At 76.4% G+C, this 21,686-nt stretch carries 24 protein-coding genes; 8 read left to right on the top strand and 16 right to left on the bottom strand.

The genetic code is table 11. The features are described from left to right. Positions 1–672: a DNA polymerase III subunit epsilon gene (gene dnaQ / locus ACI6QG_RS12895; RefSeq protein WP_407024976.1), complete on the top strand. Its 672-nt coding sequence runs from the start codon at positions 1–3 to the stop codon at positions 670–672. On the opposite strand, the gene ACI6QG_RS12890 is transcribed toward dnaQ, so the two are convergent. Genes ACI6QG_RS12890 through ACI6QG_RS12875 form a run of 4 tightly spaced genes read right to left on the bottom strand, consistent with a single transcriptional unit; the run spans position 647 to position 4,713 of the window. Further along, positions 647–1,216 carry a sugar transferase gene (locus ACI6QG_RS12890; RefSeq protein ID WP_407024975.1) on the bottom strand — a complete coding sequence of 190 codons (570 nt, stop codon included), beginning with the start codon at positions 1,214–1,216 and terminating at the stop codon, positions 647–649. The genes dnaQ and ACI6QG_RS12890 overlap by 26 nt on opposite strands. Then, a complete protein-coding gene (locus tag ACI6QG_RS12885; protein ID WP_407024974.1) occupies positions 1,197–2,423 on the bottom strand; it encodes an O-antigen ligase domain-containing protein in 1,227 nt (408 codons plus the stop codon). Before ACI6QG_RS12885 ends, ACI6QG_RS12890 begins: the two co-directional genes overlap by 20 nt. Continuing rightward, the gene (locus ACI6QG_RS12880; protein WP_407024973.1) at positions 2,420–3,292 is read right to left on the bottom strand and encodes a hypothetical protein; all 873 of its coding nucleotides are present in this window, start codon (positions 3,290–3,292) and stop codon (positions 2,420–2,422) included. The genes ACI6QG_RS12885 and ACI6QG_RS12880 overlap by 4 nt, the downstream gene beginning before the upstream one ends. Next, positions 3,289–4,713 carry a heparinase II/III domain-containing protein gene (locus ACI6QG_RS12875; RefSeq protein WP_407024972.1) on the bottom strand — a complete coding sequence of 475 codons (1,425 nt, stop codon included), beginning with the start codon at positions 4,711–4,713 and terminating at the stop codon, positions 3,289–3,291. The genes ACI6QG_RS12880 and ACI6QG_RS12875 overlap by 4 nt, the downstream gene beginning before the upstream one ends. Positions 4,714–4,814: 101 nt before the next feature. On the opposite strand from ACI6QG_RS12875, the gene ACI6QG_RS12870 reads away from it, so the two are divergent. Then, positions 4,815–7,577: an SLBB domain-containing protein gene (locus ACI6QG_RS12870; RefSeq protein WP_407024971.1), complete on the top strand. Its 2,763-nt coding sequence runs from the start codon at positions 4,815–4,817 to the stop codon at positions 7,575–7,577. A gap of 4 nt (positions 7,578–7,581) precedes the next feature. Continuing rightward, entirely contained in the window at positions 7,582–9,810 is a 2,229-nt protein-coding gene (locus ACI6QG_RS12865) for a YjbH domain-containing protein (RefSeq protein ID WP_407024970.1), read from the top strand. 74 nt (positions 9,811–9,884) lie between these two features. Here ACI6QG_RS12865 and ACI6QG_RS12860 read toward each other — a convergent pair whose 3' ends face one another. The 8 genes from ACI6QG_RS12860 to ACI6QG_RS12825 form a co-directional block, all read right to left on the bottom strand. After that, positions 9,885–10,199: a cupin domain-containing protein gene (locus tag ACI6QG_RS12860; RefSeq protein ID WP_407024969.1), complete on the bottom strand. Its 315-nt coding sequence runs from the start codon at positions 10,197–10,199 to the stop codon at positions 9,885–9,887. Between the two features lie 67 nt (positions 10,200–10,266). After that, positions 10,267–11,190, bottom strand: coding sequence for a dihydrodipicolinate synthase family protein (locus ACI6QG_RS12855; RefSeq protein WP_407024968.1), 924 nt, complete (start codon positions 11,188–11,190; stop codon positions 10,267–10,269). Further along, positions 11,187–11,669, bottom strand: coding sequence for a YcgN family cysteine cluster protein (locus ACI6QG_RS12850; RefSeq protein ID WP_407024967.1), 483 nt, complete (start codon positions 11,667–11,669; stop codon positions 11,187–11,189). The genes ACI6QG_RS12855 and ACI6QG_RS12850 overlap by 4 nt, the downstream gene beginning before the upstream one ends. 4 nt (positions 11,670–11,673) lie before the next feature. Continuing rightward, complete coding sequence (locus ACI6QG_RS12845) at positions 11,674–12,354, bottom strand: lipid-binding SYLF domain-containing protein (RefSeq protein ID WP_407024966.1); 681 nt, start codon at positions 12,352–12,354, stop codon at positions 11,674–11,676. Next, the gene (locus ACI6QG_RS12840; RefSeq protein ID WP_407024965.1) at positions 12,351–13,157 is read right to left on the bottom strand and encodes a lipid-binding SYLF domain-containing protein; all 807 of its coding nucleotides are present in this window, start codon (positions 13,155–13,157) and stop codon (positions 12,351–12,353) included. The genes ACI6QG_RS12845 and ACI6QG_RS12840 overlap by 4 nt, the downstream gene beginning before the upstream one ends. Before the next feature lie 75 nt (positions 13,158–13,232). Beyond that, on the bottom strand, positions 13,233–14,450 hold the full coding sequence (locus ACI6QG_RS12835; protein ID WP_407024964.1) for a hypothetical protein: 1,218 nt from the start codon (positions 14,448–14,450) through the stop codon (positions 13,233–13,235). Beyond that, the gene (locus ACI6QG_RS12830) at positions 14,447–15,205 is read right to left on the bottom strand and encodes a hypothetical protein (protein WP_407024963.1); all 759 of its coding nucleotides are present in this window, start codon (positions 15,203–15,205) and stop codon (positions 14,447–14,449) included. Before ACI6QG_RS12830 ends, ACI6QG_RS12835 begins: the two co-directional genes overlap by 4 nt. A gap of 68 nt (positions 15,206–15,273) precedes the next feature. Then, positions 15,274–16,254, bottom strand: a complete 981-nt coding sequence (locus tag ACI6QG_RS12825; protein ID WP_407024962.1) for an MBL fold metallo-hydrolase — start codon at positions 16,252–16,254, stop codon at positions 15,274–15,276. Positions 16,255–16,341: 87 nt separating this feature from the next. Between ACI6QG_RS12825 and ACI6QG_RS12820 the strand changes: the two genes are divergently transcribed. Continuing rightward, a complete protein-coding gene (locus ACI6QG_RS12820) occupies positions 16,342–16,767 on the top strand; it encodes a DUF4149 domain-containing protein (RefSeq protein ID WP_407024961.1) in 426 nt (141 codons plus the stop codon). 4 nt (positions 16,768–16,771) lie between these two features. Here ACI6QG_RS12820 and ACI6QG_RS12815 read toward each other — a convergent pair whose 3' ends face one another. After that, positions 16,772–16,969, bottom strand: a complete 198-nt coding sequence (locus ACI6QG_RS12815; RefSeq protein WP_407024960.1) for a hypothetical protein — start codon at positions 16,967–16,969, stop codon at positions 16,772–16,774. Beyond that, complete coding sequence (gene argH / locus ACI6QG_RS12810) at positions 16,966–18,297, bottom strand: argininosuccinate lyase (RefSeq protein ID WP_407025036.1); 1,332 nt, start codon at positions 18,295–18,297, stop codon at positions 16,966–16,968. Before argH ends, ACI6QG_RS12815 begins: the two co-directional genes overlap by 4 nt. 139 nt (positions 18,298–18,436) lie before the next feature. Here argH and ACI6QG_RS12805 point away from each other — a divergent pair, with 139 nt between their 5' ends. From ACI6QG_RS12805 to ACI6QG_RS12795, 3 genes are read left to right on the top strand one after another with little or no spacing between them, the layout of a single operon-like run. Continuing rightward, the gene (locus ACI6QG_RS12805; protein ID WP_407024959.1) at positions 18,437–18,958 is read left to right on the top strand and encodes a TlpA family protein disulfide reductase; all 522 of its coding nucleotides are present in this window, start codon (positions 18,437–18,439) and stop codon (positions 18,956–18,958) included. Positions 18,959–19,010: 52 nt separating this feature from the next. Continuing rightward, positions 19,011–19,250: an AbrB/MazE/SpoVT family DNA-binding domain-containing protein gene (locus tag ACI6QG_RS12800; protein ID WP_407024958.1), complete on the top strand. Its 240-nt coding sequence runs from the start codon at positions 19,011–19,013 to the stop codon at positions 19,248–19,250. Then, positions 19,247–19,645, top strand: a complete 399-nt coding sequence (locus ACI6QG_RS12795; RefSeq protein WP_407024957.1) for a type II toxin-antitoxin system death-on-curing family toxin — start codon at positions 19,247–19,249, stop codon at positions 19,643–19,645. Before ACI6QG_RS12800 ends, ACI6QG_RS12795 begins: the two co-directional genes overlap by 4 nt. A 1-nt stretch (position 19,646) precedes the next feature. Here the strand turns inward: ACI6QG_RS12795 and ACI6QG_RS12790 are convergent, their stop codons facing one another. Further along, positions 19,647–20,804 (bottom strand): alpha-hydroxy acid oxidase, encoded by a 1,158-nt coding sequence (locus ACI6QG_RS12790; protein ID WP_407024956.1) that lies wholly within the window; start codon positions 20,802–20,804, stop codon positions 19,647–19,649. Between the two features lie 211 nt (positions 20,805–21,015). On the opposite strand from ACI6QG_RS12790, the gene ACI6QG_RS12785 reads away from it, so the two are divergent. Then, complete coding sequence (locus ACI6QG_RS12785) at positions 21,016–21,219, top strand: helix-turn-helix domain-containing protein (RefSeq protein WP_491630733.1); 204 nt, start codon at positions 21,016–21,018, stop codon at positions 21,217–21,219. A 31-nt stretch (positions 21,220–21,250) separates the two neighbouring features. Here the strand turns inward: ACI6QG_RS12785 and ACI6QG_RS12780 are convergent, their stop codons facing one another. Continuing rightward, entirely contained in the window at positions 21,251–21,541 is a 291-nt protein-coding gene (locus tag ACI6QG_RS12780; protein WP_407024954.1) for an usg protein, read from the bottom strand. Between the last annotated feature and the right edge of the window lie 145 nt (positions 21,542–21,686).

Raw genomic sequence — 21,686 nt, 5'->3', positions numbered from 1 at the left:
ATGCGCGAGGTGGTGCTCGACACCGAGACGACGGGCTTCGACCCGCTGACCGGCGACCGCGTGATCGAGGTCGCGGCCATCGAGCTGGTGAACCTGCTGCCCACCGGCCGCCACTTCCACGCCCTGGTGGACCCCGAGCGCGACGTGCCGCCGGAATCCACCCGCGTGCACGGCTTCACCCGCGCCGACCTGGAGGGCAAGCCCAAGTTCCGCGACATCGCGGCGGCGATGCTGGACTTCCTGGCGGACAGCCCCATCGTCGCGCACAACGCCCCCTTCGACTTCGGCTTCCTGGACGCCGAGCTGCTGCGCGCCGGCCGCCCGGCGCTGGACCGCGCCCGCATGGTGGACAGCCTGGTGCTGGCCAAGGCGCGCTTCCCCGGCGCGCCCAACAGCCTGGACGCGCTGTGCCGCCGCTTCGGCATCGACCTGAGCGAGCGCACCACCCACAACGCCCTGCTGGACGTGAAGCTGCTGGCCGCCGCCTACCTGGAGCTGCGCGGCGGCCGGCAGTCCGGCCTGTCCTTCGAGGAAGCCCCCGCCGTGGCCCTGCTGGCGACGGAGGCGCGCGCCCCGCGCACCCCGCGCCCCATCCTGCTGAGCGCGGAGCAGGAGGCGGCGCACCGCGCCTTCGTGGAGAAGGCCATCAAGGACGCGCTCTGGCTTCGCTGAGCGGCACCGCCGGCGCCCGCCCGGCGCCGCGCAGCACCACCGCGGCGCAGCGCGCGATGATGCGCAGGTCCGCGCCCAGCCCCATCGTCTCCACGTAGCGCGCGTCCAGCTCCAGCCGGCGGTCCCAGCCCACGGCGTTGCGGCCCTCGGCCTGGGCCAGGCCGCACAGGCCGGGGCGCACGCGCAGCCGCGACGCCTCCCGCGCCGAGTAGAGCGGCAGGTAGTCCAGCGGCAGCGGGCGGGGGCCCACCAGGGACATCTCGCCGCGCAGCACGTTCCACAGCTGCGGCACCTCGTCCAGCGCGGAGGCGCGCAGCCAGCGGCCGAAGCGGGTCAGGCGCTGCGCGTCCGCGCCGGGGCCGTGGCGCATGGAGCGCAGCTTCAGCACGGCGAAGGGCGCGCCGCCACGCCCGGCCCGCACCTGCCGGAACAGCACCCCGGGGCCGAGGAACAGCCGCACCCCCAGCGCCGCCAGCAGGCAGGGCAGGCCCAGCAGCGCCCCCAGCGCCAGCGCGCCCAGGATGTCAAACCCCCGCTTGGCCACGTTCGCCCGCGCTCACCGCCAGGGACAGCGCCAGGCCCAGCGCGAACCAGGCCATGCGGTTGCCCAGGTCGGTGGAGACCATGACGGTGCAGGCCACCGGCAGCACCAGCGCCAGCACCTCCGCCGCGCGGCGGGGCGCCACCCGCGGGGCGCGCGCCAGCAGCACCAGCAGCCCGCCGCCGAAGGCCAGCAGCCACAGCGCGAAGCCCACCGCGCCGCCTTCCAGCAGCGCCTCGATGCCGTGGTTGTGCGGGTGGAAGCCGCGCGCCTGGCCCATGCCGGCCAGCACGGGGAAGCCGCCCGGCCCCAGCCCCCACCAGCCCGCCGCCCCCCAGGCGGTGCCCCACAGCAGGCGGCGGGCGCCGTCCACCCCGCCGCCATCGGCGTCGGTCAGGCGCTCCAGCGTCGCCAGCCCGGCGGCGCGGCCCTCGTCCAGCAGCAGGGCGGCCAGGGCCAGGGCGGCCAGCAGCGCGGCGGCGGCGGGCCACAGCAGGGCGGCGGCGCGGCGGCCGTGCAGCCACAGCCAGGCGGCCGGCACCAGCGCCACGCCCAGGCCCAGGATGGCGAAGGCCGCGCGCCCGCCCGGCAGCAGCACCGCCCCCGCCAGCGCCGCCGTCGCCGCCGCCCAGGCGGCGCGCGCCGCCCAGCCGCGCGCCATGGCCAGGCGCAGCGCCGCCAGGCCGGCGGCGGTGGCGATGGCCAGCCCCGCCACCTGGTAGGCCACCCGCACCCGCGTGGGGTCCTGGCCGGGCGCGCCGCCCAGCACCAGCGCGTCGGTCGCCAGCCCCCAGGCCAGGGCGGCGCCGGTGAACAGGCCGATGGCCAGGGTGGCGCCGGCCAGGGCGCGGCGCGACGCGTCCTCCGCCCCCAGCACCAGGCCCAGCAGCAGCAGGACGGGCCCGGCCAGCGCCACTTCCGGCAGGCGGTCCGCCGCGCCGGCGGCCCAGGGGCTCCAGGCGGCGGCCAGCACCCACCACAGCCACAGCCCGGCGCAGCCTGCCAGCGGCAGGGCCAGGGCGCGGTGCAGCACCCAGCGCCGCCCCGCCAGCAGGGGGGCCAGCAGGGCCAGCGCCGCGGCGAAGGCCAGCAGCGTCACGTCCAGCGGGGCGTGCGCGAAGGGCGGCACCGACTTCAGCGCGCCCCCCGCCTGCAGCGCCGCCCCCGCCAGCCCGGCGAGCGCGGCCAGCGCCGGCACCGCCGCGGTCAATCCCCCGCCCCCCGCGCCTGCGCGCCCCAGGGGGCGGGGGCCGGCGCGCCGCGCAGCAGCAGGCGGGACGCGGCCAGGACCAGCACGAAGCCCGGCACCGCCACCGCCAGCAGCAGCAGCAGCAAGGGCCGGTTGGGGGTGGAGGGCCGCAGCTCCGCCACCGGCGCCGAGACCAGGCGCGCCGCCACCGCCTGGTCCGCCGCCACCACCAGGGCGGCGCGCTGCTGCTGGGCCAGCAGGTCGAACAGGGCCTGGCGCAGGTACAGGTCGCGCTCGCCCGCCACGCGGGCCTCCAGCGCGGCGACGCGGCGCGCGGCCTGCTCGGCCAGGTGGGCGCGGGTCTGCGCCTCGGCCTGGGCGTGCAGCCGCGCCAGCATGTCGCGCGCCAGGGCCGCGTCCTCGTGCACCAGCTCCAGCGTCCAGGTGACGGAGGCGGTGGAGGCGGTGGCGGCCAGGCTGCGCTCCAGGAAGGCCAGCACGTCGTCGGCGTCGGCGGCCAGGCGCAGCCCCAGCGCGGCGCGCAGGGCGCCCAGCGGCGGGCGGTTGCGCCGCGCCTCCAGCGCCGGGAGGATGGGGGTGTCGCGCGCCAGCATCGCCGCCGCCTCCGGCGCGCGCAGGGCGGCCAGGTACACCGCGAAGTTGCCGTTGGGCCGGCTGTCGAGCAGCGAGGCCTGCAGCAGCGGCCCCGGCGTCAGCCAGGAGGAGGTGGCCAGCCCGGTGGTCTCGGCCGGGGCGACGATGGCGGAGGCGACGAAGCGGCGCGGCCAGGTCCAGACCACGGCGGCGGCGGCGGCGTAGAGCACCAGCATCCACAGCAGCAGCGCGCCCTTGCGGCGCCACAGCCCGCGCAGCAGCGCCTCCAGCGTCATCGGCGGGTGATCCGGGTGCGGTGGGCGCCCGGCCGGTCCAGCGCCACCCGCAGCACCGGGCAGGGCGTGGCCTCGCCGTAGCGCAGGCTCTCGCGCCCCGCTTCCAGCACGGCCGGCGCGTCGGAAAGGATGCGGTGGCCCGGCCCCTCGGCGCCGCCGGGCACCAGGCGCCAGGGGCCGGGCGGCAGGCGCCAGCGCAGCTCCGCCCGGCGGAACGGGCCGGACAGCGCGTCCTCCACCGTGGCGCCCGCGGCGTCCAGCGCCAGCCGGCGCTCGTGCCGGCGGCCGCGGTGGTCCTGCATCCAGCCGCCATCGGGCAGCCAGCCGGCGCGCGGCCAGCGGGCATGGAGGAAGGGGCCGACGCGCGGCATCTGCTCCTCGCCGTCGAACTGCGCGAGGTTGTGGGCGGCGGTGCCGTCCAGCCCGGCCAGACCGGGCCGGCCGCGCGGGTTGTAGGCGCCGGTGCCGCCGTCGCGCAGCAGGTTCAGCGGGCCGTCCCACAGGTCCAGGTGCAGGAAGTCGGCGTGGTTGGGCCGGAAGCGGGGGGCGCCGCCGCGCAGCACCGCCCGCCAGGGCCCGGCCCGGCGCAGCAGGAAGGCGCCCATCGCGCCCTCGGCCGGTTCCAGCCGGGCCGCCGGCAGCGGCAGGTCCAGGCAGGGCGCCCCGGGCCAGCCGGCGGAAGCGCCGCAGAACAGCCGCGCCGCGCGCTCCAGCGAGGCGCGGGCGGTGGCCTCGCCCTCCCCCGACAGGTCGGCGAAGGCCGAGCCGTCCTGGTGGCCGATGCGCGGCAGGGCGCCGGTGGCCGGACAGGCCAGGGCGTGCAGCAGGCGGGTGGCGGCGGCCAGCCGCGCCAGGGCGGCCGGGCCCAGCCCGTCGCCACGGCGGCGCGCCAGCCACTCGGCCACCGCCGCCACGTCCAGCAGCAGCCGCTGGTAGGCCGGCGATGGCTGGGCGAAGCCGCCATCCGGCGCCACCAGCCGCAGCACCAGCCGCTCCATGCGGCGCCGGGCGCCCGGCTCGCCCGCCGCCCACAGCGCCGCGGCCTCGCTCAAGGGGTGGTTGTTGTCCTGCGCCAGGGCGTAGAGGGGGTTGGCGCGCACCCTGCGGCGCAGCGCGTCCTCCACCTCCGGCGGCGGGGCGGCGCCGCGCAGGGCGCAGGCCAGGCGCAGGTGCAGCCAGCGCAGCGCCGCCTCCTGCCCGCAGGCCCACAGGGGGCCGGGGCCGGGCGGGTGGTCGCGCAGCCAGGCGCGGGCGAAGGCGGCGGGGTCGGGCGCGTGCAGGATGGCGGCCCAGCGATGCGCCTCCCACAGCGGGCGCACGTCGGCGCCGTCCATCAGGGCAGGGCGGCGGCGGCGCGCGGCCAGCGCCAGCGCCACCGGGCGCCAGCCCAGGCGCCAGGCGACGTCCGCGCGCAGGCGCACGGCGGACCACCCTGACATTGTCGCCCCGTATTCACCCATAGGTTGCATTTGCACAGATTCTTCGCGCAATTGCCAGTCTGTCGGCCAGGGGTCAACGAAGGGTGAAGACGCTCCGGGGGGTGGTGCTGGGTGTGTGGCTGGCGACGGGCGGCGCCTGGGCGCAGACCGGCGGCGGCACCCTGATGCCGCCCTCCCTGCCCTCCACCCTGCCGGGCGGCGGCGCCATCCCGGCCCTGCCGCCGCAGGCCCAGCAGGACATCCTCCAGCGGCTGCTGGAGGCGGGGTCCGGCCGCGTCCCGGCGCCCGCCCCGCTGCCCGGCCCGGCGCTGCAGCCGGCCGCGCCGGCGCCGCCCGCCGCCGCGCCGCCCGCCCCGCTGCCCACGCCCCTGCCCGCCGCCGCCGCGCCGGAGGAGCCGCTGTCCCCCGTGGAGGCGTTCTTCGCCCCGCGGCTGACCACCCTCGCCGCGCCGCTGCGCCAGTTCGGCTACGACACCTTCCGCGCCGGGCCCGGCGCGCCCCCCACCGGCACCGGCTTCGGCGCGGTGCCGGAGGACTACGTGGTGGGCCGCGACGACGAGCTGGTGCTGGCCTTCCGCGGCCGCGCGCGCTCCACCCTGACGCTGCGCGTGACGCGCGAGGGGATGCTGCTGCCGCCCGACATGGCCCCCATCCCCGCCGCCGGCCGCACCCTGCGCGACCTGCGCGAGGAGCTGGCCGAGCGCGGCCGGCGCGAGCTGGGCGGCTCGGAGGTCTTCGTCTCGCTGGGGGCGCTGCGCCAGGTGGCGGTGTTCGTCGGCGGCGAGGTGGCGCGGCCGGGCGTGGTCGTGCTCTCGCCGCTGGCCAACGTGCTGGACGCGCTGGTGGCCGCCGGCGGCGTGCGCAAGACCGGCACGCTGCGCGCCATCCGGCTGGACAACGGCCGCGGCGGCGTGCGCGGCGTGGACCTCTACCCCGCCATCGCCGGCGAGGGCGGCCCGACGCCCGACCTGTCGCTGCGCGAGGGCGAGCGCATCCTGGTCGGCCCGGTCGGCCCGGTGGTCGCGGTGGGCGGCGAGGTGGCGCGGCCGGGCATCTACGAGCTGCCGCGCGGCACCGCCGCCTCCTCGCTGGGCACCGTGCTGGCCCTGGCGGGCGAGCCGCTGCGCCCCTCGGGCAACCGCTTCCTGCTGGAAACCACCGATGGCGAGGGCCGCCGCGCCTTCCGCGAGATCTCCCCGCGCGACGCGCTGCGCCGGGGCGACGCCCTGCTGGTGCAGCCGGGCTCGGACGTGCAGGCGGGCGGGCTGCGGCTGTCGGGCCACGTGCAGCAGGTGACCACGCGCGCCGCCTCCGGCCGCGGCGGCACGCTGCGCGGGCTGCTGGCCGACCCGCGGCTGATCCGCCCCGACCCCTACGCGCGCATGGCGGTGGTGTGGCGCATGGACGCGCGCTCCCGCACCCGGCGCTTCCAGCCCTTCGACCTGGGCGGCCTGCTGGGCGGGCGCGGCGACATCGCGCTGGGCGAGGGCGACGAGGTCATCATCCTCGCGGCCAGCGACATCGCCTTCCTGGCCAGCCCGGCGGTGCAGATGGCGCTGCGCGGCGAGGTGGCGCCGACGCCCGCGCCGGCCCAGCCGGTGCCGCGCCCGCCGCTGCCGGGCCAGCCCCCGGCCATCCTGCCCGCCGCCGCCGCCGCCGCGCCCGAATGCCCGGCACTGACGCAGCTGGCCATCGCCGCGCGCTCCTCGCCGCAGCGCTTCGCCCACGCGCGCGTCGCCGGCTTCCCCGAGATCGGCGCCCTGCCCTGCCCGCAGCTGTTCCTGGACCACCCGGCCCTGCTGACCTTCCTGCTGGACCAGGCCGTGCTGCTGACCGGCGAGGCGCGGCTGCCCGGCCTGTACCCCATCGTCAACGACACCGGGCTGGACGCCGTGCTGGCCGCCGCCGGCGGCGCCACCGACACCGCCGACCTGAGCTCGGTGGAGCTGGCGCGCGAGCCGGTGGAGCAGGCCGCCGCCATCCCGCTGAGCCGCACGCTGCTGGACCTGCGCTCGCGCAACTTCGCCGCCGTGCGGCTTTCCCCGCGCGACGGCGTGCGCATCCCCCGCGGCTTCGGCGACCGCGACAGCGGCCCGGTGACGCTGCTGGGCGAGTTCCTTCGCCCGGGCGTCTACGACATCCGCCGCGGCGAGCGGCTGAGCGAGGTGATCGCCCGCGCCGGCGGGCTGACGCCGCAGGCCTTCCCCTACGGCGCCGTCTTCACGCGCGAGAGCGTGCGGGTGCGCCAGCAGGAGGGCTTCGGCCGCACCGCGCGCGAGATGGAGCAGGGGCTGATGCAGATGGCCGCCGGGCAGGCGGTGGTGGGCAGCCGCACCGGCACCGACATCGCCGGCGCCCTGGCCGCCGGCCGCGAGATGGCCGCCGCCCTGCGCGAGGCCCGCGCCGCCGGGCGCATGGTGGTGGAGGCCAACCCGGTGGTGCTGGCCGGCCGGCCCGAGCTGGACGTGCTGCTGGAGCCCGGCGACCTGGTGATGATGCCCAAGCGCCCCAACGAGGTGACGGTGGTGGGCTCGGTGCAGAATCCCGGCTCCATGCAGTTCGCCACCGGCTGGCGCGCGCGCGACTACGTGGGCGCGGCCGGCGGCATGCAGCGCTTCGCCGACCCGCAGCGCGCCTTCATCGTGCTGCCCAACGGGCAGAGCGCGGCGGCCGGGCTGGGCTCCTGGCAGCAGGGCGGGCCGCCGGTGCCGCCGGGCTCGCTGGTGATCGTGCCCAACGACCCCTCGCCCTTCGAGCGCTGGGGCTTCCTGCGCGACATGACGCAGCTCGCCTCGCAGGTGGCCATCTCGGCCGCGGCGCTGGCGGTGATCGCCCGCGGGAACTGACGGCTTGCGGCGGCTGCTCCTGGCGGCGGCGCTGCTGCTGCCCGGCGCCGCGGGGGCGCAGGGCCTGGACGAGGTGCCGGCCACCCTGTCCAATTTCGGCCGGGTGGGCCTGCTGGAGATGCCCAACGCCCGCTTCCGCCCGGACGGCACGGTGGAGGGCATGCTGGCCTTCCGCCACCAGCGCCGCTTCGGCACGGTGAACTTCCAGGCGCTGCCCTTCCTGGAAGCGACCTTCCGCCTCACCGAGCGCCTGAACGCCACCGCCGGGCGCGGCACCACCAGCGACCGCGCCTTCGACGTGAAGCTGCGCGTGTGGGACGAGAACGCCTGGCGCCCGGCGCTGGCCATCGGCCTGCAGGACTTCCTGGGCACCGGCCTGTATGCCGGCGAGTACGTGGTGGCCTCCAAGCGCTTCTGGGGGCTGGACGTTTCCGGCGGCGTGGGCTGGGGGCGGCTGGCCACCGGCAACGACCTGCGCAACCCGCTGGGCCTGTACGACCGCCGCTTCGAGACCCGCCCGCGCTCCGTCGGCACCGGCGGCACCTTCGCGCTGAACTCGGTGTTCCGCGGGCCGCAGGTGGGCTTCTTCGGCGGGGTGGAATACTCGCTGCCCGCCATCGCCACCCCGCTGGGCGAGCTGGACGGGCTGCGGCTGAAGGTGGAGTATTCGGCCGACGCCCTGCGCGACGAGCGCGGCGGCTACCCCGCGCGCACCACCGGCCTGCGCGGGCGGGCGGATTCGCGCTGGAACGCCGGGCTGGACTGGCAGCCCAACCGCTTCGTCAACCTCGGCGCCTCCTTCGTCCATGGCACGGACCTGCTGCTGCGCGCCTCGCTGCGGCTGCACCCCGACGAGCCGCCCATCGTCCCGCGCGAGGCGCCGCCGCCGCTGGTGCCCCGCCCCGCCCCGGTCGGGGAAACCGCGGTGGAGGCGGCGGCGGACCCTTCCTGGACGGAGCGGCTGGGCCGGGCGCTGGGGGGCGTGTCGGGCCGGGTGCGCCTGGGGCGCGACGACGCCTTCGGCGAGGCCGGCGCCAACGCCGCCCTGGCCGCGCGCCTGTTCCCGGCGCTGCGCGCGGGCGGCTTCGTGCCACTCTCGGTGGCGCTGCACGGCGAGGAGGCGCGCATCTCCGTCGCCGGCGGGCGCTTCCGCACGGTGGCGCAGGTGGCCGGCCGCGTGGCGCGCCTGGCCCAGGGCCACCTGCCGCCGGAGGTGGAGCGCCTGCGCGTGCTGTGGGAGCGCGACGGGGTGGTGATCGCGCGGCTGGTGCTGCTGCGCGAGGCCTTCGAGCAGGCGGCCGCCGGGCGCGGCAGCGCAGAGGAGATCTTCGCCACCGCCCAGCCGCTGCCCGCCTTCCACGAGCGCGACCCCGCCGCCGCCACGCTGGGCTTCCCGCGCCTGTCCTGGGGGGTGGCGCCGACGCTGAATCTGCAGGTGGGCGACCCGCAATCCTCCGTGCGCTGGCAACTGGGAGCCGCCGCCGGGGCGCGGCTGGAGCTGCCCTGGGGCGTGGCGCTGGCCGGCGGCGTGGCGCAGCGCCTGGCCGGCAACCTGGATGGCGGCCTGCCCAGCGATTCCGTGCTGCCGCACGTGCGCTCCGACTTCGCGCGCTACGCCCGCGCCGGCTCCACCACCCTGCCCGCCCTGTACGCCGAGCGGCTGTGGATGCCCGCGCCCGACGTGTACGCCCGCGCCACCGCCGGCCTGCTGGAGCCGATGTTCGGCGGCCTGTCGGGCGAGGTGCTGTGGCGGCCGCACGGCGCGACCTGGGCGGTGGGGCTGGACGTGAACTGGGTGGCGCAGCGGCAATACACCCAGACGGTGGGCACGCTGGGCTACAGCGTCGTCACCGGCCACGCCTCGCTCTACGCCGACCTGCCCTGGTGGAACACCTACGCCGTGCTGCGCGGCGGCCGCTACCTGGCCGGCGACTGGGGCGGCACGCTGGAGGTGGGGCGGCGCTTCGCCTCGGGCATCGAGGTGGGGGGCTTCGCCACCCTCACCAACGTGCGCTTCCGCGACTTCGGCGAGGGCTCCTTCGACAAGGGCATCTACGTGCGCGTGCCCTTCGACGTGTTCGGGCCGCAGTCGCGCTCCGTCGCCGCGCTGAACATCCGCCCGGTGCAGCGCGACGGCGGGCAGCGCCTGGCGGTGGACAGCCCGCTGTGGGCGGTCAGCCGCGACGGGCGCGACGCCGCGCTGCGCGAGGGCGCGGGGTGGTTCCTGCGCTGACCCTGGATGGTGATCCAGCCTTTGCTGAGAGGACGACTCACCGCCTTGATGACTCCATCAAAGCGGATCGTGCTCTAGCCGGGAAAGGCCTTCACCTCGGTTTCCACGAAGCTCAGCGGGGCGGCGCCGCCGTTCACCACGTTGTGCTCCATCCCCGCCGGGCGGTGATAGGCCATGCCCGCCTTCAGCTCGGCGCTGGCCGTGCTGCCGTCGGGGAATTCCAGGTGCAGCGTGCCGTCGGTGACCGGCACCACCACGTAGAGCCAGCCATGGCGGTGGAAGCCGGTCTCGGCGCCCGGCGCGAAGTCCCAGCGCGTCACGCGCAGGTGCTGGTCGTCCACCTGCACGGTGGGCACGGCCGGCGGGCGGCAGCGCAGCGGGCCGCTCATGCCGGCCTCACGGGGCGGGAGTGGGGCATGGCGGTCTCCTTCGTCGCGGGGGGTGGGGCGGGGCGGCTCAACCGGCCAGCCCCGGCAGCGGCAGGGCGCCGGTGGCCTGCCAGGCGGCCCAGGCGGCCTCGCCCTCCGCCTCGCCCAGCGGCAGGTGGGGCGGGCGGATGCGGCGCCACGCCGCGTCCCGGCGGGAGCGCGCGATGACCTCGCGCAGGCCGGGGATCAGCGGGCGGGCGGCGGCGGCCTTGCGGGTGGCGGCCAGCATGGCCTGGGCGGCGTCGGCCTCCGCGCCCGTGCGCTTCGCATACACGATGCCGCCCCAATGGCTGTTGGCGTTGGAGGTGGCGGTGATGCAGCCCGCCCCGCCATCGGCCAGCATGCGCTGCAGGTTCTCGTCCGAGCCGGTGTAGACCTCGAAGCCGTCCGGGCCGAAGCGCCGCGCCATCGCCAGGCTGTTGGCGTAGTCGCCCGAGCTGTCCTTCACGCCGCGGAACACGCCCGGGAAGGCGTCGCGCAGCCGCGCGATGAGGTCGAGCGACAGCGGCACCGCGCTCTGCTGCGGGAAGTGATACAGGTAGAGCGCCACCCCGCCGCCGACGCGGCGCGCCACCTCGCTAAAATGCGCGAACAGCCCGTCATCGGAGGGCGCCTTGTAGTAGAAGGGCGGCAGCAGCAGCACGCCGGGGCAGCCCTGGGCGCGGGCGTGCTGCGTCAGCTCCACCGTCTCGGGGATGGAGCAGGTGCCGGTGCCCGGCATCATGCGCGCCGCCGGGATGCCGCGCGCCACCAGCCCTTCCAGGATGGCCATGCGCTCGCGGCCGGAGAAGCTGTTGGCCTCGCCCGTGGTGCCCAGCACGCCCAGCCCGTTGCAGCCATGGGCCAGCAGCCAGCCGGCGTGCCCGGCCATGCGGTCCAGGTCGGGCGAGAGGTCGGCGTCGAGCGGGGTCAGCACGGCGGCGTTCACGCCGCCATACAGGGCATCGGTCATGCGGGGCGTCCTTTCGCGGGCGGCTTCGGCCCGGCCTGGCGCGGCCACTGCCCGGGCCAGCGGCGCAGGTGGTCCTCCAGCGCGCCGGCGCGGCGCTCGGAGACGCAGCGCCCGGCCACGGAGACGCCGGCGCGCGCCACGCTCCCGGGGTCGCCGGAGACCAGCGGGTGCCAGGCGGGCAGGTCCCGCCCCTCCGCCACCAGGCGGTAGGCGCAGGTGGGAGGCAGCCAGTCCACCTCCTCCACCATGGCGGGGGTCAGCTGCAGGCAGTCGGGCACGCGGGCGCGGCGGTTGGGGTAGTCGGTGCAGCGGGCGCTGGACACGTCCAGCAGGCGGCAGGCGACTTCCGTGTGGTGCAGCCGGCCGGTGCCGTCCTCGCGCAGCTTGTGCAGGCAGCAGCGGCCGCAGCCGTCGCACAGGCTTTCCCACTGCGCGGGCGTCATCGCCGCCAGGGGGGTGGTGCGCCAGAAGGCGTCCATCGCCTCAGCGGCCGGACAGGCGCTGCAGGGTGGCGCGCAGCCGGTCCGCCCCCGGGTTGCGCCCCTGCGCCTGCAGCACGATCTGCCGCGCCGACAAATCCTCGCCGAAATACGCCATGTTCCACTGCGAGCGCGCGGCGAGCAGCGAGCCCTCCAGCGTCGCGCCCAGGAACAGCCCGCGCGCGCGCGCCACGGAGACGATGTCCGCCCCGCCCGCCGCCGTGGTGCCGCCGGCCAGGTTGGCGCCGAAGGAGGCGACGGAGACTCCCAGGTCCGCCCCGACGGCGAACTGGCTGTCCATCAGGGCGGACAGGCCGCGCTCCGTGCGGACCACCATCATCAGCGACAGGTCCTGGATGCCGATCTGCAGCCCCACCCCGCCGCCGGTCATCCCGTAGAAGGCCGGGTGGGTCCAGCCCGCGCCCTCGCGGCCCAGCAGCACGCAGCCGCCGCCGCGCCCGCCGAACAGGAAGCCCGCGCGCAGGATGCGCGGGCACAGCAGCACGCCCCGCGCCTCGCGCAGCAGGGCGGCGAGCTGGTCGCGCGCCGCCGGGTCCACCTCGGCGAACAGGTCGGGCAGGGCGGTGGCGGCCTGGTCCACCAGGACCTGCGCGTCCTGCCGCAGCTCGGCCCGCGCGGGCAGCGCGGGCGCCAGCAGCGCGAGCAGGAGGAGGAGGCGCCTCACCGCCGCGGGGCCGGCCCGGGCGGCGGCGGCAGGGCCTGGCGCTGCACCCCCGTGGCGGGCACCCGGCGCGACGGCGCGGCCGGCACCGCGGCGGGCCCGGCCACCGGGGTGGGCCCCGCCACCGCGCCGGACTGGCCGGAGAAGCGCAGCAGCGCCGCGCGCAGCGGGTCGGCGCCCGGGTTGTGGGCGGCCATGTTCACCACGATGTCGCGCGCCGTCACCTCGCGCCCGTAATAGGCGGCGTTCCAGTCCGGCTGGGGCTGCAGCACGCTGCCCTCCAGCGCCAGCCCGGCGAACAGCCCCCGCGTGCGCGAGAAGGACAGGATGTCCGCCCCCAGGGCCGGCGTGGTCGCCGCCTCCACCGAGCCGCCCACATGGGCCACGGCCAGCGAGGCGTCGGCGCCGAACTTGAACTGCTGGTCGATGACGCTGCTCAGCGCGCGCTCGTTCATCAGCAGCAGCAGGGTCTGGCTGTCCTGGATGCCGGCCTGGAAGCCGATGGAGCCCGAGCCCATCACGTAGAAGGCCGGCGAGGACCAGGAGCCCGCGGCGTCGCGCCCCACCAGCACGCAGCCCCCGCCCTCGCCGCCGGCGAAGAAGGCGACGCGGAAGGAACGCGGGCAGACCACGGCGCCGCGCGCGCGGCGCAGCAGGGCGGCGGCGTCCAGGCGGTCGTTCTCCTCGGCCAGGATTTCCTGCACCGTCAGGGCCGAGCGGTCCACCAGGGCCTGCGGGGCGTTGCCCGAGGGCGCCCCGGCGCAGGCGGAGAGCAGCGCGGCCCCCGCCAGGATGATCCAACGCATGGCGATAACCCCCACCAACCTGTTCCCCTGGGGCGCGAACCTACCCCGGAAACCCCCGGCGGGGGAACCGGTGCCTCAGGCGGGCAGCAGCCGGGCGGCGGCGTCGCCCTCGCCCAGCAGCTCCAGCAGGCGCAGCGCGTCGGCGCGGCGCAGCCCGCGCCCCGCGGCCGGCAGCCGGGCCGCCAGCTGGGTCAGCATCGTCACCGCCGGGCGCAGCGCCTTGTCGGCCAGCGGGCCGCGCTCCAGCCGCCGGGCGGCGTCCACCAGGGCACGCAGCGCGGCGGCGCGCTCCTCCAGCAGCTCCACCTCGGCATCGGCCACCTCGGGGCGGGCGGCGAGCTGCGCCAGGGCCTGGGCCAGCTGGGGGCCGCCCTCCTGCTCCAGCCGGCGCAGGCAGGCGGTGCCGGCGGCCTGGCGCATGCCGGCCACCTGCTGCAGGCGCTGCGGCTTGCCGGCGGGCAGGTTGGCCTCCAGGTCCTCCAGCACCGTCGTCAGGCGCTCCAGCGCGTCGGGGGCGGCTTCCAGCTCCTCCGGCGCCAGGGCGGGCGGGGCGTCGGCCAGGAAGCGGTCCAGCGCCTGGTCGGCGATGGCGCTGAGCTGGCGGCCCATGGCGCTGGCCATTTGCGTCAGGGCGCCGGGCTGGGCGGCGAAGGGCAGCAGCGCGGCCAGCACCACGCCCAGCGCCTCCGGCCCGTCGGCCGCCACGCCGCGCAGCATGGGCCGCGCCAGGGCTTCCGGCGGGCCGTCCGGCCCGGCCAGCCGCAAGCGCCAGGCCATCGGGCCGTAGCGCCACAGGGTGCGGCACACCACCGCCACCGAGGCGTAGGTGCTGGCGGGCAGGCTGGTTTCCTCCCAGCCCGGCGGCGGGCGGGCGCCCAGGCTTTCCCCGGCCAGCAGCCACAGCCGCGCGCCCCATTCGGACACCAGGTGCAGGTCGGCGGTGGTGCGGCCGGCCAGGGCGGCGTTCGCCTCGGCGAAGATGGCGGGGTGCTGCGCCTCCAGCGCGGCGGCCAGGGGGCACAGGGCGGTGCGCGGGATCTGGCCGCGGCCGGGGCGCCAGTCCTTGGCCGGCACCACCAGCGCGTCCATCGGCAGGAACAGCAGCCGCGTCACCCCCAGCGGGCGGGACGGGCGCAGGCGCCGCAGGCGGCAGCGCAGCGGCGCCAGCACCATGTCGGCCGCGCCGCGGCTGGGCATGGCGTCCAGCATCTGCACCAGCCGCAGCAGCTGGGCGTCGCTGGCCTGGCCGGCGCTGCGGGTCAGTTCGCGCAGGGCGGGGCTGGGCAGGCTCATGGCGCGCCGATCCAGCGCGCCACCGCCGCCTCGCAGCGGGGCTGGGTGGCGAAGCGGCCCTGGGCGCCGGGGTGGCTGGGCGGGGCCACGCCCAGCAGGGGCTCGCAGCCCGGCCAGGCCTGCGCTTCCTCCGGCGCCAGGGGCAGGATGGCGCAGAAGCGGCGCACCAGGGCGGGGCGGTCCTCCTCCTCGGCGATGCTCCAGAGCGCGGCCAGCAGGCCCCAGCCATCCTCCAGCCATGCGCGGCGCGTCGGCTCGGCCTGGGATTGCGCGGCCAGCGCCACCGCGGCGGCCTGGGCGGCCACCGCCACGGCGCGGCGGCGGTCCTCCTCCGTCGGCGCGGCGGCGCGCCAGGCGGTGAGCGCCAGCGACAGGGCGCGCGCGTCCAGCGGCCCGGCCGGCGGGGCGCCCAGGGCGGCGCGGCCCAGCAGCCCGGTGGCGGCCACCGCCGCCGCCGCCATCCGCACCGCGCCGGGGTGCAGCGTCCGGCCCTCCAGCGCGCGCATCAGCGCGCGGTCGGCCAGGGAGGGGCGGCAGGCATCCACCGCCGCCGGCCAGGGCATGACCAGAAAGGATTTCTGCCCGCCCGGATGCGCCAGCACCACCTCCGGCGCCCCGGCGCCGCGGCTGCGCAGCCGGGCGCCGAACAGCACGGGCGAGGTGAAGGGCATGTGAACGCCGCGTTCGGCCCAGGTGGCGGGCTGGCGCAACGCGGCCTCGAATTTTTCCAGGGGCGGGAGAAGGAGGCGGATCATGCTTCCAAGATGGGGCATGCCGGTGAAGCCCGGGTTAACCGGCCGGGGAGGCGCCCCGGCCGGCCCCGTCAGGCCTCCGCGCCGAACTGCAGCGGCCGCGGGGCGTAGAGGAAGCCCTCGCCGTCGCGCACCACGCGGCCGAAGCCGGGCCAGGGCACGTGGACGCCGCCCATCAGCAGGCGCTCGGCGGCCAGCATCTCCAGCGTGCGCACCCGGCTTTCCACGCCCATCACGGGGTCCACGTCCACGCCGACGCGCCAGCGCGGGCGGGCCAGCTGGATGACCATCTGGTGCGCGATGTCGCCCCAGATCAGCATGGAGCGGTTCTGCGAGGTGAGGCGGTAGCTCACATGGCCCGGCGTGTGGCCGGGCGCGGGCACCAGGAAGATGCCCGGCACCACCTCCAGCCCCTCGCGCATCTCCACCGTGCGGATGCGGCTGGCGTAGGGGCGGATGGCGCGGCGCCCGGCCTCGATGAAGCGCTGGCCCTGCGGCACGCGCGCTTCCATCGCCGGGTCGGTCCAGAACTGGTGGTCGGCCTGGGTGACCACGACCTCCGCGTTGGGGAAGTTCATCGTGGTGCCGTCGTAGCTCAGGCCCAGCGCGTGCTCGGGGTGGATGTGGGTCAGGATCACGGTGTCCACCTGCGCCGGGTCGTGGCCCGAGGCGCGCAGCGCGTCCAGCGTGCGCCCGGTGGTGGGGATGAAGGAGGAATGCCCGCCGCAATCAATCATCACCAGGTTGCGGCCGGTGTTGACCAGGTAGGCGCCGACCGGCTGGTGCAGCCCGCCCTCGATGGCGAAGGCGCGCTCGCGCAGGGGGGCGATCTCCTCCGGGCGGGAATCGGGGAAGAAGTTCTGGATGCCGGCATTGGTGCCCTGCATGGCGCCGTCCAGCAGGGTCGTCACCTCCATGTCGCCCAGCCGGATGCGGTGGAACAGCGGCGGCATGGCGCCCTTGGGCGGCGGGGGCGCGGCGCCGGCCGGCAGGGCGGCGAGGCTGGCGAGGGCGGGCGCGGCCAGCACGGCGGCGCGGCGGTTCAGGCGCATGGAACGTGTCTCCCCGATGGAACGCCGTTCATCTTTGGGGCGCGGGGCAGCGGTTTCCAGGGCCGGGGGCGGCCTTATGTGGGGGTGATGGAAACCGTGCTCGCCCTGCTCGCCCTGTTCTGCGTCGCCCTGCTGCTGGGGGGCATGGGGTTCTTCGCCGCCGTGGTGGCGCCGCTGGTGTTCACCCGGCTGCCGCCCGCGGTGGCGGGGCCGTTCATCCGGCAGGTGTTTCCCGTCTACTACCTGTGGGTGGGCGGGCTGTCCGGCGCGGCGGCGGTGGCGCTGTTCCCGCTCTCGCTGCCGGCGGCGGGCATCATGGCCGCCAGCGCCGCCATGGGCTGGTGGCTGCGGCAGGTGCTGATGCCGCGCATCAACGCGCTGTCCGACGCCGCCCAGCGCGGCAACGCCGCGGCCGGGCGGGACTTCCAGCGGATGCACCGCCTGTCGGTCATCGCCAACGCGCTGCAACTGGTGGCCGCGGGCGCGGTGCTGGCGATGTTCGCCCTGGCGTGAGTTCTCAGCGCAGCAGCGCGGGCGGCACCGGCAGGCCGGCGCGGCGCAGGCGCTCGGCCTCGGCGGCGCGCTCGGCGGCGGTGGGCTGGGGGAAGGCGCGCGGGAAGCTCACCTGGTCGGCCGGGCCGGGCGGGCGCGGCGGGCCATAGCGGCCGCAGCCGGCCAGCGCCAGCAGCGCCAGCAGCGCGCAGGCGCCCCTCACGCCAGGCGCTCCCGCCACCCGGCCACCTGCGCGCGCACATTGTCCGGCGCCGTGCCGCCGAAGGAGCGGCGCGAGGCGACGGAGGCCGCCGGCGACAGCACGCCGAACACCCCCTCATGGATGCGCGGCTCGACCTCGCGCATCTCCATGATGGTGAGGCCCGTCAGCTCCACCCCCATCAGCTCCGCCTTGGCGACCAGGCGGCCGGTGACGTGGTGGGCGTCGCGGAAGGGCAGCTTCAGCTCGCGCACCAGCCAGTCGGCCAGGTCGGTGGCGGTGGAGAAGCCCCCGCCGGCGGCGGCGGCCATTCGGCCGACATCGGGCGTCATGTCGCGCACCATCGCCGCCGTCGCGGCCAGGCAGAGGGTGAGGGATTCGGCGGCGTCGAACACGCCTTCCTTGTCCTCCTGCAGGTCTTTGGCATAGGTCAGCGCCAAGCCCTTCACCACGGTCAGCAGCCCGACCAGCGCGCCGGTGATGCGCCCGGTCTTGCCGCGCACCAGCTCCGCCGCATCCGGGTTGCGCTTCTGCGGCATAATGGAGCTGCCGGTGGTCAGCCCGTCGCCCAGCTTCACGAAGCCCCAGGCCGGGTTGGTCCACAGCACGATCTCCTCCGCCAGCCGCGAGAGGTGGGTGGCGCAGATGGCGCAGGCGGCCAGGAACTCCATGGCGAAATCGCGCGAGCCCACGGCGTCCAGGCTGTTGCGCGCCGGGCCGTCGAAGCCGAGCGCGGCGGCGGTCATGTGGCGGTCGGTCGGGAAGCCGGTGCCGCACATGGCGGCCGCGCCCAGCGGGCAATCGGCGTTCAGCCGGGCGCGGGCGTCCAGCATGCGGCCGCGGTCGCGCCACAGCATCTCGGCATAGGCCAGCAGGTGATGGCCGAAGGTGGTGGGCTGGGCCGGCTGCAGGTGGGTGAAGCCGGGCATGATGGTGCCGGCATGCTCCTCCGCGCGCTGCACGAAGGCGCGGATGCAGTCCTCCATCTGCGCCGCCAGCCCGTCCATGGCGTCGCGCACCCAGAGGCGGAAGTCGGTCGCCACCTGGTCGTTGCGGGAGCGGGCGGTGTGCAGGCGCTTGCCGGCCTCGCCGATGCGCTCGGTCAGGCGGGCCTCGATGTTCATGTGCACGTCCTCCAGCGCCTCGCTCCAGGCGAAGGCACCGGATTCGATCTCGGCGGCGATGGCGGCGAGGCCGTCCCGGATGGCCGCCTCGTCATCCGCGCCGATGATGCCTACATGCGCCAGCATGGCGGCGTGGGCGAGGGAGCCGCGGATGTCCTGCCGCCACATCTTGCGGTCGAAGCCGACCGAGGCGTTGATGGCCTGCATGATGGCCGAGGGCCCCTCGGCGAAGCGCCCGCCCCATTGCTGGTTGGCGCCGGTGGTGTTGGAGATGCTCAAGGGGAGTGCCGCTTCCGTGCCGAAACCATCAGTGACGATGGGCCGCCGCATCCTCGCGGCTTGCGCCTTGTCCCTACCCCTCGCCGCGCGCGGCGCGCAAGCCGCCCTGCCGGATGGCGGCCTCGCCCGGCTGCGGGAGGGTGCGCGGCCGGCCGCCGCCGTCACCTTCACCGACGCGGCCGGGGCGGAGCACGACTTCACCCGCTTCAACGGCCGCGCCTTGGTGGTGAACCTCTGGGCCACCTGGTGCCCGCCCTGCGTGGCAGAGATGCCGGCGCTGGACCGGCTGGCGGAGGCCGTGGCGGCGGAGGGCATCGAGGTGCTGGCCCTGTCCTCCGACCGCGGCGGGCGGGCGGTGGTGGAGGCGTTCTATGGGCGCGTCGGCATCCGCCGCCTGGGGGTGTGGCTGGACCCGCGCGGGGCGGCGGCGCGCGGCATGGGGGTGCGCGCCCTGCCCACCACGGTCATCGTGGACCGCACCGGCATGGAGCGCGCCCGGCTGGAAGGCGAGGCCGAGTGGGACCACCCGGCGATGCTGGCCGCGGTGCGCCGGCTGGCGGCCGGGCCGGAGATGCCGGGGCGCACGTGAGGCGCCACGCCGCGCCTTGCATGTCCTGACGGATGTTCTTACATCCATGGCGATGAGCGCGCCCGTCAGCCTGACCACCCGCCTGTCCCGGCAGGGCAACAGCACCGGCCTCACCTTGTCGCGCGAGGTGCTGGACGCCGCCGGGCTGGCCCGCGGCGCCGCCGTGCGGGTGGAGGCGGAGCCGGGCCGCGTGGTGATCACCCCGGCGGACGGCGCGGATGCCGAGGCGATGGCGCTTTTCGAGGCCTCGCTGGGCCGCTACGGCCGCGCCTATTCCATCCTGGCCAAGTGACGGCCTTCCGCCTGCCTTCCGCCACGGCGGTGCAGGCCATGCATGCGCGGCTGATCGCGCGCGATGGCGGGGCGCCGGGACTGCGGGATGCCGGGGTGCTGGATGCCGCCCTGGCCTGCCCCGCGCAGCTGGCAGCCTATGGCGGCGAGGGGGATGAGGTGGCGCTGGCCGTGGCGGTCGCCTTCTCCATCGTGCGCCTGCGGCACCCCTTCGTGGACGGCAACAAGCGCGTGGCCCTGGCGCTGCTGCTGGTGGCATTGGGCCTGAACGGCTGGACGCTGGACGCGCCGGAGGGCGAGACCGCCGCCGTCCTGCTGGACGTCGCCGCCGGCGGGCGCGAGGAGGCAGCGTTCGTCGCCTGGGTGCGCGCCCGCGCCGTGCCGGCCGGGGACTGACCTACCCTACCCGCTCCAGCAGCGCCGGCCCCATGGCCCCGGGGCTGGTGATCCCCATCAGCCCCATGTCGGTGTGGATTTCCGCCATCAGCAGGGCGATGGCCTTTTCCACCCCCGCCTGCCCGAACACCCCGGCGGCGTGCAGCATCGGCCGGCCGACGAAGGTGAAGCGCGCGCCTAGGGCGTAGGCCTTCAGCACGTCGGTGCCGCGGCGGATGCCGCCATCCAGCATCACCACCACGCGCTCGCCCACTGCTTCGGCCACGCGCGGCAGCACGCGCAGCGGGCTGGCGGTGCCGTCCAGCTGCCGGCCGCCATGGTTGGAGACGATGACGCCGTCCGCGCCCTCATCCGCCGCGCGCACGGCGTCGTCGGGGTGCATCACGCCCTTCACCAGCAGCTTGCCGGGCCAGCGGCGGCGGATCAGCGCCAGGTGCTCCCAGTTCAGGTGGTCGCGCGCGGTGAAGTCGCGCAGCACGTTCTTGGCCAGGATGGGCGCGCCGCGCTCGGCGAAGCTGTTCTCGAAATGCGGCATGCCGTGTTCGCGGAGCGTCCGCAGCCAGGTGCCCAGCAGCCAGCGCGGGCGGATGGCGCCGTCCCAGGCCAGGCGCAGCGAGGGGCGCAGCGGGGTGGAGAAGCCGTTGCGGACGTTGTTCTCGCGGTTGGGCAGCACGGCGGTGTCCACCGTGAGGAGGAGCGTGCCGAAGCCCGCCGCCGCCACCCGGTCCACCAAGGCCTCCACCCGCCGCGAATCGCCGGGCAGGTAGGCCTGGAACCAGGCATCGGGGTTGGCGGCGATCACCTCCTCCATCCTGATGAGCGAGGAGCCGGACAGCACGTAGGGGATGTTGGCCGCCCGCGCCGCGGCGGCCAGCGCGATGTCGCCACGCCAGGCCACCAGGGCGGCCATGCCCATGGGCGCGATGCCGAAGGGCGCCGCCCATTCGCGCCCCCACAGCGTGACCGCCTGCGAGCGGCGCGACACATCCGCCAGCACGCGCGGCGTGAAGGCCCATTCGGCGAAGGCGCGGGCGTTGTCGTGCAGGGAGGCGTTGCGCTCCGTCGCCCCGGCCACGTAGCCGAAGACCGGGCGGGGCAGGTGGCGGCGGGACAGCGGCGCGAAATCGTCCAGGGACAGGACGCGGGACAGGCTGGGCATGGCGGGCATCATAGGGCGGGCGGGCGGCGGCGGCACCGGCCTCCGGAAGATTCCCAATGTGTTGATTGCTGATTAAACCATTAGTTGTGGAAATTGCCGTGGGGGCTGGCTATTGCCGGGTCTTGGGGTGCCACATACGTGGCAAGAATCATCAAACCGGATGAATCTTGAGAAAATGACAGGAATTGAGCTGAAGACCGTCCTTTTGGACATGCAGATGACGCAGGCGGAGTTCTGCCGCCTGATTGGCTGCCAGCCGCCGACGATGAGCCGCTACGTGCGGGGTGGCCTGCCGGTGCCGGCGCCGCTGGCCGCCCTGGCCGACGTGCTGCGCTCGGTGCAGGACCGCGGCCACGACGCCGCCCGCCTGCTGCGCGAGGCGCGCCACCCCCGCCCGGAGCAGCGGGCCGCCTGAGCCCCCCGCCCGGGCGCCAAGGCCCGGGCCCTCAATGCAGGGTGAACACGCCGTTGGCGTAGCGCAGCTCGGCCGGCTGGACCAGTGCGGCCGAGGCGACGCGCACGGAATGCAGCGGGCCCTGGATCTCCCGCTGCCAGAAGGCCAGGAAATCGGTCAGCCGCGGGAAGCTGGGCGCCAGGTCGTCGCGCTGCCAGACGAAGCTTTGCAGCAGGTGCGGGTGGTCGGGCAGGTGATACAGGATCTCGGCGGTGGTCAGCCGCCAATCCGGCTGGCGGATGATGGGAAGCAGGGCGTCCAGCACGTCGCGAACCTCCTTCATGTCACGATGCTGCAACGCGAAGCCTGCCATGCGCGCTGCGCGGGACGCCAGATTTTTCGTTTTGTTTCAAGGCATTGGCACTCGCAGCGTGAGAGTGCTGCTTTGCGGCTTGACTCGCGGGAAGGCTTCTCCTAGCTAGCTGGCA

This window comes from Sabulicella flocculans (genome assembly GCF_045449635.1).
Classification (GTDB): domain Bacteria; phylum Pseudomonadota; class Alphaproteobacteria; order Acetobacterales; family Acetobacteraceae; genus Roseococcus.
This window is presented reverse-complemented; position numbering and strand designations above follow the sequence as displayed.